This is a genomic window from Nocardia sp. NPDC004604 (genome assembly GCF_040609795.1).
Classification (GTDB): Bacteria; Actinomycetota; Actinomycetes; order Mycobacteriales; family Mycobacteriaceae; genus Nocardia.
In genome coordinates this window covers 1-15,585 of the sequence record NZ_JBEXLC010000056.1, presented here as the reverse complement: position 1 = coordinate 15,585, position 15,585 = coordinate 1, and the positions used below count along the sequence as shown (strand labels likewise).

Below are 15,585 nucleotides of genomic sequence, written 5' to 3'. Positions count from 1 at the left end.
GGATCCGGTCAGAGCTGACCGGTCGCTTCCCGCCACGCCCGCTCCTTTTGGACCCACTCGTTGTCCTGCGGGAACTCATCGATCGTGGTGACCCGGCGGATCTCGGTCTTGAAGCCGGAACCGGTGATCGGCGACCGCTTTGCCCACTCCACGGCTTCCTCCTTCGATGCCACGTTGAGAATGTAGAACCCGCCGAACAGCTCCTTGGTCTCGCCGTACGGCCCGTCGGTGACCACGGGCGTCTCGGCGGAATAGTCGACGACCACGCCATCGCCGGCATCGTCGAGGCCCTCGGCGGCGACCAGCACGCCCGCCCGGATCATCTCCTCGTTGTACCGACCGACGGTCTCGAGCATCTTGTCGAAGTCGATACTCGCCATCCCCGCGTAGGCCTCGTCGGTGGCGCGCCAGATCAGCATGTACTTCATGGTTCTGTCTCCTCGAGTATCCGGGTCCCGCTCGGACCCTCTCATCCCTGAGTCGAACGGGGAACGTCATAGATCGACATGCCGCCGACAAATTCTTTACCAGCGCACGACCATGTCATCCCAGGACCGGAATTCGCCGGTAGGTCCGTTCTCGCACAACAGCGGCAAACCGGACAGTGGCCCGCCGCCGGGTCCTCGCTCATGGCGGCACGGGTGCAGGTCCGTGGCCAGCGTGATCCGGGTTCGATCTCGGGTGCAGGACGATACCGGAGCCATCGCGCTGGTCGCATCATGTTCGCGCGCAACGCTTCACGCCAAAGACCGCCCGCTCTATCGGCTACGCGCTGGTGACGTCCACCACGTCGGCGGCATCGAGGGAACCGACGTCGTTACCGCGCCACAATGCGCGCCGCCACCGAGCTACTCCCCTCCCCGCCGATCGGCGCTCCCGTTCCGGTGTCGATGAATCGCCGCTGCTGCGCTCGCCGTTGGCCCCCGTCGCCGAGGTCGATCCATCCTCGGTCAGTTCGGCAGGGCCGGAACTGCACCGCTGTCGATATCGAGCGATATCTACTGCACGAGAGCACTTCTGGTACCGGCTGTCATGTGGCGGTTATGCCGCGATAACATTGATGGGGTTGCTCTACGTTGATGCGGCGCATCCGCCCCGAACAAAGGTTGGTGAGTCCACCGATGTCGGTATCGATATTCGACGAGGCGCTTCCGCGCGGCGAACGTGACGGTTTCGGGCTGCGAGTCGGTGCGATCGTCGACCGGGGCGGGGAAGTACTGCTTTTGGAGGCCCGCAGCACGGGGCCGATCCCGCTCACCCGCAAGCTTCCGGGTGCCACCGTGGAACCGGGCGAGTCGGTTGCCGCGGCGGTGATTCGCGGAGTCCGCGAGGAGACCGGTTTGACCGTCACCGGAATCGCCCACCACATCGGCGACTTCGACTACCTGTCTCCGGCCGGAAAACCGGTCCGGCGCCTGCATTTCGCCGTGGACGTGGCAGCCACCGGTCCAATTCTGCTCAGCGCACACGCTGGCTACGAATGGGCGCCATTGGATGGCGAATTGCTCGTGACGCCGTCGATCCGCGGAATCCTCCAAGCCTATAAGGACCTCGTCTACGGCTGAGCGGTCACCGGGGTTCTGGTGTTCCGCGCTGGTCCGGATTCCTCAGCGGCTGGCTCGGCGATCCCGCCGTTGCAGGCCAGCACTATCGAATTCCGTGGCCGGGTGACTCGCTCGACCGGTACCGCCGCACCGCGACGATCGCGCTGGACGCAGGATCGTACGGCCGTAGCCCTTTCGGCTATGCCGCCGTGGAAGTCCGCTTCCCCGTGACGGATTGAGCGATATCGAACAGCCCGGTGAGCCGCGCGAGTCGGCGATGGGAGTCCAGCCGCGCGGCCCGGTCGTAGGTGCTGGTGTGCACCAGGATCTCGTCCGCGCCGGTGCGCGCTATCAACGCCTGCAACGCGTCGGCGACCTCATCCTCGGTGCCGTGGATGTGGTCGCGCAGCGCGTCGTCGAAGATCCGGCGTTCCCGCTCGGTCATCGGTGTCGACTCGATTTCCGCGGGCGGGATGAGCACCGGGAATTCGCCCCGCGTGCGCGCATATGCGGCCGACCATGCCTCCGGCAGCAATAGTCGATGGGCCTGCTCGGTCGTATCGGCGATCACCACCGCCCCGGAGACGACGACATACGGCTGCGCACCCCATGGCGTCGGACGGAATTCCGCTCGATACCGCTCGATCGCCTCGACCATGCGGTCCACCCCGGCGATCGAGGCGATCACCAGCGGCAGCCCGAACCGTGCCGCTCGCTCCGCACCCGATCCGGTGGCCAGCAGGAATGCGGGCACATGCAGCCCCTGCGCGGGCCACGCATGCACACCCGACCGACCGCGCGCGAAATACTCGAGCACATCGGTGAACTGGCGATCGAAATCATCGGCGTCGGTCTTGTCGTGCCCGAGCGCGCGCCGCACCCCATCGGTGAAGCCGACCGAGCGCCCGAGCCCCATATCGACCCGCCCCGGATACAGCGATTCCAAGACCCCGAATTGTTCGGCGACCACCAGCGGCTGATGGTTCGGCAGCATTACCCCGCCGGTCCCGATCCTGATCCGGGATGTCGCCGCCGCGACCGCCGCCGCGAGCACCGTCGGGGCCGAACCCGCGACCCCGGGCACACTGTGGTGTTCGGACACCCAGAACCGGTGATAGCCCCACTCCTCGGCCAGCCGCGCAAATTCGACGGTCTCCCGCAGCGCCTCCGGATGGCTTTGTCCGCGTCGAACACGCGAACGATCCAGAATCGAAAACCGCACCGCATCGAATCCCGAAGTCATATCTGTGTCAACACGCCCGGTTCGGGCGCATTCCGCCGCGCGGTGAGCTGGACAACACACCCTGGATGCGAGAATGGGTCCCGCAACTGCGAAATCCGGTGGTCGGTCCCGCGGTAGTCGGCGCGTATCGCGGCTCGGCACGAATGTCGGCGCACGCCGTGGAGGCGCGAATGTCGGGGATCGTCAAGTCGTTCCAAGGAGCAAGCCGTCGCACCACGCTGGTGGGCATCGCGCTCGCCGTCATTCTGGCGGTGGTGGCAACGGTGGTGATCGTCGCGCTGCGCCATACCGATCAGGCGTCGAGCGATGCGTGTCCAGGTGATCCCGTCGCATCGTCCCCGGCATGGGCACTATCGAATACGCAGGTGGACGCGCCGATCGACGCGCACCCGTTCGTCGGCAACGGCTATCTCGGCTTGCGCGTTCCACCACGGGGTATGGGCTATGCCGCGACCGATGAAATAACCGGCTGGCCGCTGTACACGCCCGCATACGACGGCGCTTTCGTCGCGGGTCTCTACGCGCACACACCTGGCGTCGCCGATAACCGCGAGGTCGCCGCGGCCATCCCGAACTGGTCCGGGCTGCTGGTCGGCGTCGGCGATCAGACCTATTCACCCGCCACTCCCCCGACCCAGATCACCAACTTCGAACAGACACTGCTGCTGCGATGTGGACTGGTCCACACCCGCCTGACCTGGACCGCGCCCGACGGTAAGGCCACCGATCTGGTCTACGACGTGCTCACCGATCGGGCCGATCAGCACGTCGGCGCGGTCCATCTCACCATCGTTCCGCATTGGTCGGGCGAGCTGGTGGTCTCCGATCTCATCGATGGTGCGGGGGCTCGGCGGCTGAGCCGCACCGGTGCCGGTGCCCGCGATGACGATGCCATCGAGGTCGGCTTCCGCACCGATGGGACCGATATCAGCGGCGATATCGTCTCGGTGCTGCGGCCCGGACAGGGCATCCAGTCGTCGGGGATCGAGCCGACGCCCCCGCCACGCGACCTCAGTGCGCGCCAAGATGTCCGATTTCCGGTGCGAGACGGCGACACGTACCAGGTGACGAAGTTCATCGGCATCGACACCGCCCGCACCGCAACCGATCCGGCCGCTTCGGCATACGAGGCCGCACAGCGAGCCGTTCGGTCCGGATGGGCGGAACTGCTCGCCGATACGTCCGCGGCGTGGCGGGAGCGTTGGCGCGGTGATATCGAGGTGCCCGGTCAGCCGGAGGTGCAGACCTGGGTGCGCGGCGCGCTCTACTCGCTGTACTCGAATACGAATTCCCGACAGGACAACAGCATTTCACCCGTTGGGCTCAGCAGCGACAACTATGCGGGCGCGGTGTTCTGGGACGCCGACATCTGGATGTTCCCAGTGCTATTGCAACTTTCGCCGCACTTGGCGAAATCCATTGTGGAGTACCGCTATCGGACCTTGCCCGCCGCACGAGCCAACGCTCAGCGGCTCGGCTATCGCGGCGCGTTCTACCCGTGGACCAGCGCGAGTCGCGGCGATCTCGACGAATGCCACAGCTGGGATCCGCCACACTGCCTGACCCAAATCCATTTGCAGGGCGATATATCCCTCGCGGCCTGGCAGTACTTCACCGCCACCGGCGATACCAACTACCTGCGCACCCGCGGCTGGCCGATCATGCGCGAGGTCGCCGAATTCTGGGCTTCGCGGGTCACTCGCAATGACGACGGCAGCTACTCCATCCGCAATGTCGCGGGCCCCGATGAATACAGCAACGGCGTGAACGACGCGGTCTACACCAATGCGGTCGCCGCGCTCGCCCTGCGTAATGCCGTACGGGCCGCCCAGATTCTCGGCGAACGGCACCCGCACGAATGGACCACGATCGCCGACCGCCTACGTATGCCGTTCGACAGCTCGCAAGGGCTCTTCGCCCAATTCGACGGGTACACCGGCGCGCCCATCAAACAGGCCGACACCGTCCTGCTGATCTATCCCCTGGACTGGCCGATGCCGCCGGATGTCGCGGCCCATGTGCTCGAATACTATTCGCAGCGAACCGATCCCGACGGTCCGGCCATGACCGATTCGGTGCACGCCATCGACGCCGCGAAGATCGGCGTCCCCGGCTGTGCGGCCGACACCTACCTCGAGCGCGCCGCACGTCCGTTCGTGCGCACACCCTTCGGACAGTTCGCCGAGGCGCGTGGCGAGAAGGTCGGAGCCAAGGACCCGCTCGCGGGCGCACCTGCCTTCACCTTCGTCACCGCAGCGGGCGGTTTCCTGCAAACCTTCACCAATGGACTGCTCGGGCTGCGCTTCGACACCGACGGCATCCGCATCGCCCCCACGCTTCCACCCGAGCTGAGCCAGGGCCTCACGATCCGTGGAATCCACTGGCAGGGGCGGACTTTCGATGCCGTCATCGGACCCGACGAGACAAAATTGACGCTGACACACGGTCAACCGATGCAGGTCCGTACGGAGTCCGAAACTCGCCTGCTCGCCGACGACGCCACCTTCACCACCCGACGCCCGGACCTGACCCCGACCGCCGATCTCGCCCGCTGCAAGCCGGTCATGACCACCTCCGACGAGCCCGGCAAATACGCCGCCGCAGCAGTCGACGGCAGCACTGCCACCGGCTGGGCACCCGACGGACCGCAGGGTGCGCTCACCGTCGACCTCGGGAAGGACACCCGCATCGATCGAATCGTTCCGCACTGGACCGAACCCGGCCGCGCCACAACCGTTTTCACCGTCTCCGCGGACGAACACGCCTGGACTCCGGTGACCGTGGATCCGACAACGGGGACCCTGCCCAGCCCGATCTCGGCCCGCTACGTGCGCCTCGAACTCACGGCCACCGACCCGACCACGCACCCCGGCATCCGCGAACTCGAAATCTCCGGTCCCCGAACATAATCCGGATCAATCCTGCCGAACAGCACGCCGCTTCCATCTCACATAGACACTGAAATCGAGTATCAGAGCCGGGATTCCGAAGACCACGAAGCCGATCAGCCAGCGCAGATCGCTCAGCACCTCGGCGGAGTTCCGATACACCCATGGCTTGGCCCCGATATTGATGAGCTTCGTTCGGGCACTGACGGTCTCCCCCCGGCGCCCACATCGCTCAACCACACCTCGCGACCGGAGCCGATGATCCCTCCTTCACCCAGCTGGCCGCCCCGCCCCGATACACCCGCGCGCGAACTCTTGGTCACCTGTACCCGCACCGTGTCCCCATAACCGACGTAATACGCGACCGTATTGATCGGCTGCAGCAACGCGAACAGCGCCCCGAGGGTGAACAACAGCCCCAACACCCCGGCCAGCACCCTCCCGACCGGCCCACGCCCACTTCGCCCGCGCCTTCGCCACCTCACTCATCGCGTGCCCCTCCCCTTCGACACCGCGCGCCCCTCTCGCCCAATCGTTCTCGCTACACAATCCGTGCACGGCACAACCGGTCCGTTCGCAGCGCCTCGTCCAGATAGATCCCATCGGCAACCGCGCGTCAGATCCCGCACCGCAATACTCCATCCTCAACCCCCCAGCCACAACGCCCACACCCCGACGAGAATGCGCTGGCGCATGTGCGCTCTCGACGTTTGCCTGCACCAGCGCATGGTGATCACCGGTCCAGGACTGGGGGCTGGGCACCTGAGACCGGCAAGTTTCGTAGGTCATCGGGTGCGGTAGCGACACGCCGTTGGGGGGCGGCACTTTTCGCTGTCACAGATCGCCCGGAACGGACGAGCATTAGCCTGAGTTGGTGCGCTGGTTCCTTTCGCTTCTACTCCTTCTTGCGGCCTGCGCCTCGGGTCCGACACCGGCGTCGACTCCACCGCCGGTCAGGCCTACCGAATACGTCCGCACGCCAACGGATTGCGCCAAGCTCACCGTCGAAGCCCTGATCGTCGAACCCGGCCACGGCTACCTCTTCGGCACCCACGCCGAATGGCTGCCGAAGGGCCAATTCGTGCGCATTCGAGTGGCGATCACCAATACCGACAACACATTTCATACCACGCGAACAACCGACTATCAGCTGTCCGACGCGGCCGACGCCGCCCATCCGGTCAGCAATGACGCCATGGCGATCAAACGCCAACCGACCGAGGTCAACATCGGCGCGGGCAACCGCCTGGAACTCGACCTCTGGTACGACATTCCGCTCGATATCGCGCCAAAGCTGCTCCATGACACCGTCTGCAACGTAACCACCTCGCTCCCGAGTTAGCGGCAGTCTCGGACGCCCCGAATCAGGCGAGGCTGCGCACCGGGCTGCTAAATCACCTTTGGATGCAACTCTTCCTGGGACTATGCGCCGATTGCATGAAAATCCGCCGTGCTGGTCCATGCCAAACTTGCATCGTGGCGTGCTGGGCGCAATCGATCCTGGAGGGAGGCGGGTATGTCGGAGCACGGGTCGACGGTGGCGCGACGACAGCTGGGCATGTATCTGCGTAACGGTCGCGAGGAGTGCGGACTGACGCTAAGGCAAGCGGCCGACCTGATACAGCGCAGCCCAAGCACTCTGCAGCGGATCGAGAAGGGGACGGTAGTACATCTGCGCGAAGTGGATCTGGAGGCACGTCTGATGCTGCTTCTCGGCTTCCGCCGGAAACGGCAGGATTCGTCCGTCTGCGATCACATCCCATTCGAAGCCCGGAAACGCGACGACGATCTCGCCGAATCTGGCTTCTGGGACCCCGATTTCGAGATCATGGTGTGCGCGAGCGGCACCTTCGGTGAACAGCTCGAGCGCCCATCCGCCCGCCACGTACCACGGAACCGCGACACCATGTTTTCGCGCGAAAGCCCATAACTTTCGTGGCTACCCCCGAAAAGGTATGGCTTTTGCCTGGCGATTCGCGTACTTAGTGTCATGATCATGATCAAGATCACGATGCGAGCTGTGTGTGTGCTGGCCGCCGCTACTGCGTGTGCGGTACTGACCGCGTGTGGCTCTGACAACGCACAAACAGACAGTTCCGCGAAGCAGCCGATATCGCATCAGGACGCGACATCGGGCGAATCGCAGCACCCGGCATCGGGGCAGTCGCCGGCGACTGTGCCGATCGGTGAGGTATCCGGCAATCCGAAGGCTGCCAGCGCGGTGCAGCCCTGGGCGAACGATCTGGTGGGCGGTGATATGGACCGTCTGGTTGGTAACTGCTGGACGATTGAACCGTCCAATGCCCGAGCCATGTACGCGGATAAGGACGGTATTCTGGCTGCGCTCGCGCAGCCCGGCGCCGACGGACAATTTGCGGTGCTCTGGAAGGGGCCGGTGCGGACGGTGAGTTTGCGGCGCAGCGAAATCGCGTCCGGGTACGCGTGTCCGAGGGTGTACGCAACCGGAGCGCGTGACACTTTGACAGATGGTGATGCTCGGTATGTTGTCCGCCGTTATCTGTCCCGAGTCATCGGAAAGCCGGTGAATCAGGACGATATCGAGAGTAAATACCGTCTGGCCTGCGCCGGATCAGCCGTGGACAACAATCCGGACATGCTCTCGGGCAGCACCGGCTTTCTCGAGGGCGAGATGAGCTCGCGGACGTTGGCGAGCCCCGATCCGCAGGCGCCCAAGCACGAGGTGACCGTACCGGTGACGAATTCTGCCGGTGTCAATCAGCCTGCGGTCTTCACGGTGGATTACGGTTCGGAAGGCAATTGCATCAGCAATATCACCAGGTGATCCGGCAATTTCGGCGAAACGTGTTGTCGAGCTTGCCCTCTCGTGTTCTGCCGCCACATGCGCTACCGAGTCGCGCAAGGATGAGAAAGCCCGTTCGGTGAGGCGCTGCTGAAGCAGGTGCGGCAGCTGATCGAGTCGGTCAACGACACCCGCAAAGGCCAGGGATCACACCGGACGCAGCTTCGAGGAAGTCGCGACGCGCACCAGCGACCCGGTCACTGATCGCCTACGACCAGTGACCGGGCTTCGGACTTACTCGTCTAGGAGAAGTGTCCCGTTTCTGCCTGTTGCATCAAGCGCATGAACTGCTCGGTACGCATGTGGATGAGCGTCTCGTGGTCACCGGCCTCGAAGTAGATGTCGGGTTGTGTGCTCAGGCTGTCATCCATCAGTGTCTTCATGCCGTAGGCAGTGCAGACCGGAGGGATGGCGCCGAGTTCACAGTCTTTGAAGACTGCGCGGATGTCGGACTCGTTGGCCAGCGATAAACGCCGTCCGGTGTGGTCCCACAGTTCTGACAACCGCAGGTGATGAGTGGAAGGCAGCACGGCACCGACGTAGCCTTGCTCGTCTTCGAGCAGGATCGTCTTGGCGAGTCGGTCGCCGGGGATAGCCGCGGTTGCGGCTGTCTCGGTGCTGCTGTGGCTGTGCGGATGCCGCACGACGTCGAACTCGACACCTGCGTTGCGTAGGCAGGTGTCCACGGTGGGTGATATGGGCATGACGGAACCTCCACTGGCTGGTTGGCAGCACTTTCGAACCGGCGGCCCTATTTCTTCATGCTAGCCCTGATATGCCTCGACGAGGCAGGCGCCGCCGGCTCGAATTCATGGCCGAATGCCGCCACACAAACCGCGGCACGGGATCGGAAAGTTCGATCCGGTGCGCCGCATCCCGCAAGTATTACCGCCACCACCGGTACCAGGGGCGCCAAGCGTAGCCGTGCTATCAAAAGCGGGATGTGCGATGCCGCGATGACGGCATTGCCAGCCGAGCGCGGTTGCGCCGATAGCGGAGGCCAGGCGCGCGGCGGTGTCGGTGGCACCGGCGCGGACCCGCTGGGGCGAACCCCTACCGCGCCAGCGCATTCGGGTAGTTCCCAGCCGCGTCCCAGCTAGCTCTGAGGTTCAGCGGACACGCTCGCTACGGCTCAGTCCTGGGCCGCCGAATCCTGCCCGGGAACGCAGCCATCGCCGTCCGCGCGCCCGGGTACGGCCACCGAGAGCATGGAGAACGATGTACCGGAAGTGTGTTCTGATCGCCGCCCTGACGATGGTGGGCTGCGCGGTCACCACCGCCCCGTTCGCGCACGCCGCGGCCGCCCATGAGAAGATCTACTCCGTTTCCGGCACAATGCAATTCACCGTCGGCCAGCGCGACATCGATGCCCATCCACTCACCGCACTGAACGGCATGCCGACCAACCGGGAAGTGTTGCTGGACACCGACTTCTACGGCCAGATCTCGGGTTCTGATTCCGGCACACTGACATCCGGGTACTACGTAGCATGCGCGGTGGACCTCGACCCCAAGGCCGAGCTCCAAACCAAACTCCAGGCCGATGCCAATCTGGACCTCGGACTCGACATCTCGCCAGGTTCGCTGACGCCGAGCATCGATATCAATGTCATCCCCGACCTCAGCGGCGGGCTCGGTGCCGACCTGACCATGTCCCCGGGCAAAATCGCCGATATCGCAGTCGGCACCAAGAAACTCCAACCGGACACCCTCGGCACCATGGTCAGCCGAGACTTCCACATCCAGGTATCCGGCTGCGGTGGCGCGCTGACCATCCGCGCGTACGCGAGGGTCACCGCCGAATCGGCGGCGGTGGACGCCAGCGGCGCCAGCTACGGCGACCCCATCGTGCTGTGAATCCTCAGTCCTGCACCTTCAGCACCTGCCGAATCGTCAGGCGCCCTTGGGTTTGCATCAGCGAGCGACGGTAGATCTTCTCCTCGACCACGCTCTGCGCGATGGACATGCCGAACAGCCGCCACCCGCCGCGGGCACCAGCCCCACATCCACTGTGCCGTCGCACACCTGGTGTTCGACGGCGGCCGCATCGACCTGCGGGCGCGCGGTGAAAGTGACCCTCTTATCGGCACTTTCGATGAGGCTGTTCGCGGTGGCGACGATCTGCCGGCACCAGGTCGCGACGATCTGCTCGGCACCGGGTCGCGCGGATCAGTGCGGCTCGGGCAGCCCGAGCGCCGGGGCGAGCACGCGCCAGGCACGCGGGAGTTGCGCCTCGAAATCGGGCCAGGTGTGCATGCCCGCCGGGGCGTAGTCGAAGGTGGCGGGAATCTTCAGCTCGGCGAGTCGAGCGGCGAAGCGTTCGGTGCACAGCCGCGCACCGGCCTCGAGCGCGAGTCCCCCACCCGCCGTCCGCAGGGCTTCGACGAGGTTCGGCGCATGCGATACGGCGACGAGATCGGCGTCGGTCGGCAGGCCGGTCGCCGCGGAGAGATAGATCGACGTACCCCGCAGATCGGCCGCCCCGAGCACGCTATCGTGCGCACCCCACTCCGGCGAATCGGGTGGGCCCCAGAGGTTTTCGACATTGCCGCCGCGCGAGGCGACCGTGATGGTGGTGACGGCGCGGCCGAGTTCGTCCGCGGTGGAATAGCATCCACTCATCCCCGCGACCGCGCGGTATCGACCCGGATACCGCTGGGCCAGCATTATGGCCGCCTGCGCGCCCATCGATACGCCCGCGATCGCGCGCCGCCCATCGGTTCTCAGATACGACTCGACGATCGGCGGCAGTTCCGTGGTGAGAAACGTTTCCCACCGATTGAGTCCGAGATTCGCGTCGCGACGCATCCAGTCGCTGTACATGCTCCCGGTGCCGCCGCTGGTCAAGACCACATCGACGGGCTTATCGGCGAAGTACTCCGCCGCTTGACCTTTGCTGAGCCACCCCGAGATCTGCTCGCCGTCAACGCCGTCCAGCAGATATAACAGCGGATGCGGCCCGGAACCGCTGCCACGCAGCACATCCACCGTAATGACCCGGCGCATGGCGGCCGAGGCGATCGAAAAGCGTTCGTGGCGTGGGCCGACAGTCTCGATAGCGATGGTGCCGGTCCGGGTCATGGCGGGATCCACCGGCGGCGGCGGTGTTACGGGTGGATCCGCAAGCGCGGGCGCCGCCCCCACCACGGCGATGAGGGCCATCGCCGCCGCGGTGATCGGTGCTCGAAGACTCATGGCGCGACGCCGGCTCGCTCGGCATGTCCGGCTGCGGCGCGGTCGCGCTGCTCCTCGAAACACGTTGCCCTGAGCGTCAACTCATCGAAGTAGGCTGCGATTTCATCGCGGGCGCGTTCGCCGTCGTCGGATAGGTCGGTGCGCTCGAAGACATTCCAGGCGCGCAGCACCGGGCGCAGCACACCGTCGAGATGCTGGCGCAGATCGCAGATGCCGTATTCGGCCAGTACCACGGCATTTCGCCGGAAGTTCGGCTGGGTGAGTCCGGGTATCTGGAACAGGGTGACGATATCGGTGAACGCGCGCAGGGTCTGGTTCGGCGTCAGGTCGAGGGCGGCGGCACTGAGGTTGCGAGAGAAGATCATCTGCAGCTTTTCGTCGTCGGCAATTCGTTGCAGCATACGCTCGGCGATGGGCTCATTACAGGCCGCGCCGGTATTTCTGTGACTTAACCTGGTCGCCAGTTCCTGTTGCGTCACATATGCGCCAGATCGCAGGAACTGCTGTCCCTTCACAGGTTTCGCGACACCCGTCGTCATATGCGCCATTCTGACCTGCTCCAGGGTCACCGGGTCGACCGCGCGAGCGACCACCAGATAATCGCACATGACAATCGCATGACGATTCTCCGCTGCGGTCCAGCACCCCACCCAGGTGCCCCAGACCCCGTCCAAGGAGAACGACTCCGAGATCTCCCGGTGATAGGAGGGCAGATTGTCCTCGGTGAGCAAGTTGGTGACCATCGCGGTGCGGGCGACCTCGGACAGCTCGGATTGTCCCGGCTCCCAATCGACACCGCTCATGGCCGCGGAATTCCGACAGTCGTCCCACGGCACATAATCCTGCGGATGCCAGGCCTTGGCCTTGCGCAGATGCTCTTCGAGATGGCGTTCAGCGACGGGCTCGAGTTCGCGCACAGTATCGAGATCGGTCAGCGTGGTCGGCATACGTACTCCTTCGTTCACACCCCGGAACCGCAGATCAAGGGCGTTCGGTCAGGCCGAACGGGTGATTCGGTGATCATTGGGCGAGCTGACGACCGGGCGGCGGGCCTGCTGGAGCCCGTCATAATCGGGCAGATCGGCCAGTCGGTAGAGCCCCGGCGGTCGGCCATCGGCCTGCAGTCGGGCGAGCAACTCCTGGACCAGCCCGGCCAGTTCGGGAATCCGGCTGGCATCGCCAGAGGTCACCACCGCGGTCAGCGGAACCTCGGCGGCCTCGCCGATCAGCTCGAGCACCTCGGGGGTGAGTGCGAGCGAGGTCATGGCCGAGACCTCGTCGATCGGAATCAGGACCGTGCCGCCCTCATCGGACAGCAGCGACAGTGCCCGGGAACCGAGCGGAGTCGCCAGCGCCGCCTGAACGCGGCGCAGCTTCCGACGCGCCGCTGACGGCGCGCCCATGCCGGGTCTTCGCTCATCCGGATGCGCGGGAATCGCGAGGGCCACGACCTGGTACGACGCGGCCACACTGATTCCGGCCCGGCGCGCCAGGTGCGCGACGCCGTGCCCGCTGAGCAGCGCCGATACCAGCGTCTGCGCCGCGGTCTGCTGCTCGCGCGCGACCTGGCGATGTTCATCGAGATAGGCCGTCAGCGTCGCCGTCGTCACGGTTTCCAGCACCCGCACGATCAGCCCGGCCGCCGCCGCCACCGCAGCGGCATCTTCCCCTGCGGCCTGCTCGGACAGGAATTCCAAACCGAGGCGGACCCCGTCGTGATACGCGTCGAGCACGGTTTCCAGTGCTATCCCCTCACGCGCCCAGCGCGCAGCCGATCCGGCAATCGCCGCTGGCTGTGCCACCGGAATCAACCGCGCCTCCAGCATCCGCGCAGCCTCCACCAAACAGGCGCGCGTGATAGTACCGAGATCTTCGCGACGTGCGCGCCGAGCCTGAAAAGTCAAATGCTCGACCAGTTTTGCTTCCAAGGTCTTGGTGCCCGAACCGGCCTGTTTGCCCACCATGACTATGAAAGGCTAGCCGGGTTCCCACCGAAATCGCATATCCGGCCCGATAATTGGGAAAGTCATCACTTGGTACCGACCGCCTTGGGTGAAATCACAAGCAGCGGGCGGATTCTCGGTTGCAATATTCCGGTCATCCGGATGATCAGATTGCGACAGCCGGATCCGCCCACCGCCGGTCCGCTGGCGCACGGGTGGCGCACCGCGACCACCGCTGTAACGCCCGGCGGCGATCTACCGACGGCATCGGCATGGCAGCGCGCAGTACCCAGACACCGGTGGTTCAAACCAGAGCACACCGACCGAACCTGTGAGCTCTCCCATGGCTAAAGTGGATCCCTGTGCTACGGGTCATCTGCCCGATAGCATCGACCGCCTTGCCTCAGTTCGGTGAACCCGGGCGGTGCAACTGGCGACGAGTTCGAAGGATGAACCCCATATGAGCGGTACGCGAGAAAAGCTGGAGGAACTCCGCGACGTCCTGGAGCTCGCCGAGGAGCCCGCAGGCGAGACCGGCATCGCGAAGCGCAAGAAGAAGGGCATACCCAGCGCCCGCGAGCGCGTGCGGATGCTGCTCGACAAGGGCTCCTTCGTGGAAATGGGCGCGCTGATGCGCCAGCCCGGCAGCACCGACGGCATGTACGGCGACGGCGTGGTCACCGGCCGCGGCTATATCGACGGCAGGCCGGTCGTCGTCATCGCCCACGATCAGACGGTGCACGGCGGTTCGGTCGGCGAGATGTTCGGCCGAAAGGTCGCCGCCGCAATGGAGTTCGCCCAGGAGAACGCCTGCCCGGTGGTCTCGATCAACGATTCCGGCGGCGCCCGCATCCAAGAGGCGGTGACCTCGCTGGCCTGGTACGCGCTGATGTGCCGACGCCAGGAGGATCTGTCCGGTTTCGTGCCGATGGTCGCGGTCATGCTCGGCAAATGCGCGGCCGGTTCGGTGTACGGCCCGGTCAATATGGATGTGCTGGTCGCGACCGAGAAGTCCTATATGTTCGTCACCGGTCCGGAGGTGATCAAGGGCGTCACCGGCGAGGTGGTCAGCGCCGACGATCTCGGCGGCGCCGCCGCCCTGCAGGCCAATGGCACGGTGCACCACGTCGCCGCCGATGAGCAGGCGGCCTTCGACTGGGTTCGCACCTATCTGAGCTACCTGCCGTCGAGCTGCCTCGAGCAGGCTCCGGTGGTGAATCCGGGCCTGGAGCCGGAGCTCACCAGCCACGATCTGGAACTGAACTCGATCATCCCGGATTCGGCCCGGTCCGGCTACGACATGCACGAGGTGCTGCTGCGCATCTTCGACGACGGCGACTTCCACGAGATCAGCGCGGGTACCGCCCAGAATCTGATCACCGGCTTCGCCCGGGTCGACGGCCGCAGCGTCGGTGTGGTCGCCAATCAGCCGCAGGTGCTCGGCGGCGCGCTGGACGGACTGTGCTCGGACAAGGCGGCGTATTTCATCCGCCTGTGCGACGCCTTCGGCCTGCCGGTCATCTTCGTCGTCGACACCCCCGGCGTGCTGCCCGGGCTCGAGGAGGAACGCAACGGGGTGATCAAGCGCGGTGGCCGATTCTTCCGCTCGGTGATCGAGGCCACGGTGCCGATCGTGTCGATCGTGACGCGCAAGGCCTACGGCGGCGGCTACGCGGTAATGGGCTGCAAGCCGCTCGGCGCCGACCTCGCCCTGGCCTGGCCGACCGCTCAGATCGCGGTAATGGGCGCGGAGAGCATGGTGGGCATCATCGGTCGCCGACAGCTCGAGGCGACCCCGGCCGACCAGCGCGCCACGGTGCGTCAGCAGATGATCGACTTCTACAACGCCACCGTGGCCACCCCGTGGACCGCGGCCGTCGCCCGGGGCAGCTTCCATCCCGTGCTATTCGGCGCGCCCGCCCCCGAGGGCGCCAAGCAGGGCCTCGGCACC

The 15,585-nt window shown here is 65.4% G+C and carries 13 protein-coding genes; 7 read left to right on the top strand and 6 right to left on the bottom strand.

All coding sequences use genetic code 11. The features are described 5' to 3' along the window. Positions 1-8 precede the first annotated feature (8 nt). Positions 9-428 carry a YciI family protein gene (locus tag ABZW16_RS21035; protein ID WP_354957626.1) on the bottom strand — a complete coding sequence of 140 codons (420 nt, stop codon included), beginning with the start codon at positions 426-428 and terminating at the stop codon, positions 9-11. A gap of 693 nt (positions 429-1,121) precedes the next feature. On the opposite strand from ABZW16_RS21035, the gene ABZW16_RS21030 reads away from it, so the two are divergent. Continuing rightward, entirely contained in the window at positions 1,122-1,565 is a 444-nt protein-coding gene (locus ABZW16_RS21030) for an NUDIX hydrolase (RefSeq protein WP_354957625.1), read from the top strand. A 178-nt stretch (positions 1,566-1,743) separates the two neighbouring features. Here ABZW16_RS21030 and ABZW16_RS21025 read toward each other — a convergent pair whose 3' ends face one another. After that, positions 1,744-2,787: an LLM class flavin-dependent oxidoreductase gene (locus ABZW16_RS21025; protein WP_354957624.1), complete on the bottom strand. Its 1,044-nt coding sequence runs from the start codon at positions 2,785-2,787 to the stop codon at positions 1,744-1,746. A 65-nt stretch (positions 2,788-2,852) separates the two neighbouring features. Here ABZW16_RS21025 and ABZW16_RS21020 point away from each other — a divergent pair, with 65 nt between their 5' ends. The 4 genes from ABZW16_RS21020 (at position 2,853) to ABZW16_RS21005 (ending at position 8,478) form a co-directional block, all read left to right on the top strand. Beyond that, positions 2,853-5,696, top strand: coding sequence for a discoidin domain-containing protein (locus ABZW16_RS21020; RefSeq protein WP_354957623.1), 2,844 nt, complete (start codon positions 2,853-2,855; stop codon positions 5,694-5,696). Positions 5,697-6,549: 853 nt separating this feature from the next. Beyond that, positions 6,550-7,017 carry a hypothetical protein gene (locus ABZW16_RS21015; protein ID WP_354957622.1) on the top strand — a complete coding sequence of 156 codons (468 nt, stop codon included), beginning with the start codon at positions 6,550-6,552 and terminating at the stop codon, positions 7,015-7,017. 174 nt (positions 7,018-7,191) lie between these two features. Next, the gene (locus ABZW16_RS21010) at positions 7,192-7,605 is read left to right on the top strand and encodes a helix-turn-helix transcriptional regulator (RefSeq protein ID WP_354957621.1); all 414 of its coding nucleotides are present in this window, start codon (positions 7,192-7,194) and stop codon (positions 7,603-7,605) included. Positions 7,606-7,671: 66 nt separating this feature from the next. Then, positions 7,672-8,478 carry a hypothetical protein gene (locus ABZW16_RS21005; protein WP_354957620.1) on the top strand — a complete coding sequence of 269 codons (807 nt, stop codon included), beginning with the start codon at positions 7,672-7,674 and terminating at the stop codon, positions 8,476-8,478. Between the two features lie 260 nt (positions 8,479-8,738). Here the strand turns inward: ABZW16_RS21005 and ABZW16_RS21000 are convergent, their stop codons facing one another. Further along, entirely contained in the window at positions 8,739-9,182 is a 444-nt protein-coding gene (locus ABZW16_RS21000; protein ID WP_354957619.1) for a YbaK/EbsC family protein, read from the bottom strand. A gap of 532 nt (positions 9,183-9,714) precedes the next feature. Here ABZW16_RS21000 and ABZW16_RS20995 point away from each other — a divergent pair. After that, positions 9,715-10,353, top strand: coding sequence for an MspA family porin (locus ABZW16_RS20995; RefSeq protein WP_354957618.1), 639 nt, complete (start codon positions 9,715-9,717; stop codon positions 10,351-10,353). Between the two features lie 312 nt (positions 10,354-10,665). On the opposite strand, the gene ABZW16_RS20990 is transcribed toward ABZW16_RS20995, so the two are convergent. From ABZW16_RS20990 to ABZW16_RS20980, 3 genes are read right to left on the bottom strand one after another with little or no spacing between them, the layout of a single operon-like run. After that, a complete protein-coding gene (locus ABZW16_RS20990; protein ID WP_354957617.1) occupies positions 10,666-11,691 on the bottom strand; it encodes an alpha/beta hydrolase family protein in 1,026 nt (341 codons plus the stop codon). Further along, positions 11,688-12,638 carry an acyl-ACP desaturase gene (locus ABZW16_RS20985; protein WP_354957616.1) on the bottom strand — a complete coding sequence of 317 codons (951 nt, stop codon included), beginning with the start codon at positions 12,636-12,638 and terminating at the stop codon, positions 11,688-11,690. The genes ABZW16_RS20990 and ABZW16_RS20985 overlap by 4 nt, the downstream gene beginning before the upstream one ends. A gap of 48 nt (positions 12,639-12,686) precedes the next feature. After that, positions 12,687-13,655, bottom strand: a complete 969-nt coding sequence (locus ABZW16_RS20980) for a transcriptional regulator (RefSeq protein WP_354957615.1) — start codon at positions 13,653-13,655, stop codon at positions 12,687-12,689. A gap of 439 nt (positions 13,656-14,094) precedes the next feature. On the opposite strand from ABZW16_RS20980, the gene ABZW16_RS20975 reads away from it, so the two are divergent. After that, positions 14,095-15,585: acyl-CoA carboxylase subunit beta (locus ABZW16_RS20975; RefSeq protein ID WP_354957614.1), on the top strand; the 1,491-nt coding region annotated here is incomplete at its 3' end.

Bases quoted from the DNA above. Each gene is read 5' to 3' on its own strand.
- ABZW16_RS21035 (WP_354957626.1), bottom strand. From the start codon at position 428: ATGAAGTACATGCTGATCTGGCGCGCCACCGACGAGGCCTACGCGGGG.
- ABZW16_RS21030 (WP_354957625.1), top strand. From the start codon at position 1,122: ATGTCGGTATCGATATTCGACGAGGCGCTTCCGCGCGGCGAACGTGAC.
- ABZW16_RS21025 (WP_354957624.1), bottom strand. From the start codon at position 2,787: ATGACTTCGGGATTCGATGCGGTGCGGTTTTCGATTCTGGATCGTTCG.
- ABZW16_RS21020 (WP_354957623.1), top strand. From the start codon at position 2,853: ATGCGAGAATGGGTCCCGCAACTGCGAAATCCGGTGGTCGGTCCCGCG.
- ABZW16_RS21010 (WP_354957621.1), top strand. From the start codon at position 7,192: ATGTCGGAGCACGGGTCGACGGTGGCGCGACGACAGCTGGGCATGTAT.
- ABZW16_RS21005 (WP_354957620.1), top strand. From the start codon at position 7,672: ATGATCAAGATCACGATGCGAGCTGTGTGTGTGCTGGCCGCCGCTACT.
- ABZW16_RS20995 (WP_354957618.1), top strand. From the start codon at position 9,715: ATGTACCGGAAGTGTGTTCTGATCGCCGCCCTGACGATGGTGGGCTGC.
- ABZW16_RS20990 (WP_354957617.1), bottom strand. From the start codon at position 11,691: ATGAGTCTTCGAGCACCGATCACCGCGGCGGCGATGGCCCTCATCGCC.
- ABZW16_RS20985 (WP_354957616.1), bottom strand. From the start codon at position 12,638: ATGCCGACCACGCTGACCGATCTCGATACTGTGCGCGAACTCGAGCCC.
- ABZW16_RS20980 (WP_354957615.1), bottom strand. From the start codon at position 13,655: ATGGTGGGCAAACAGGCCGGTTCGGGCACCAAGACCTTGGAAGCAAAA.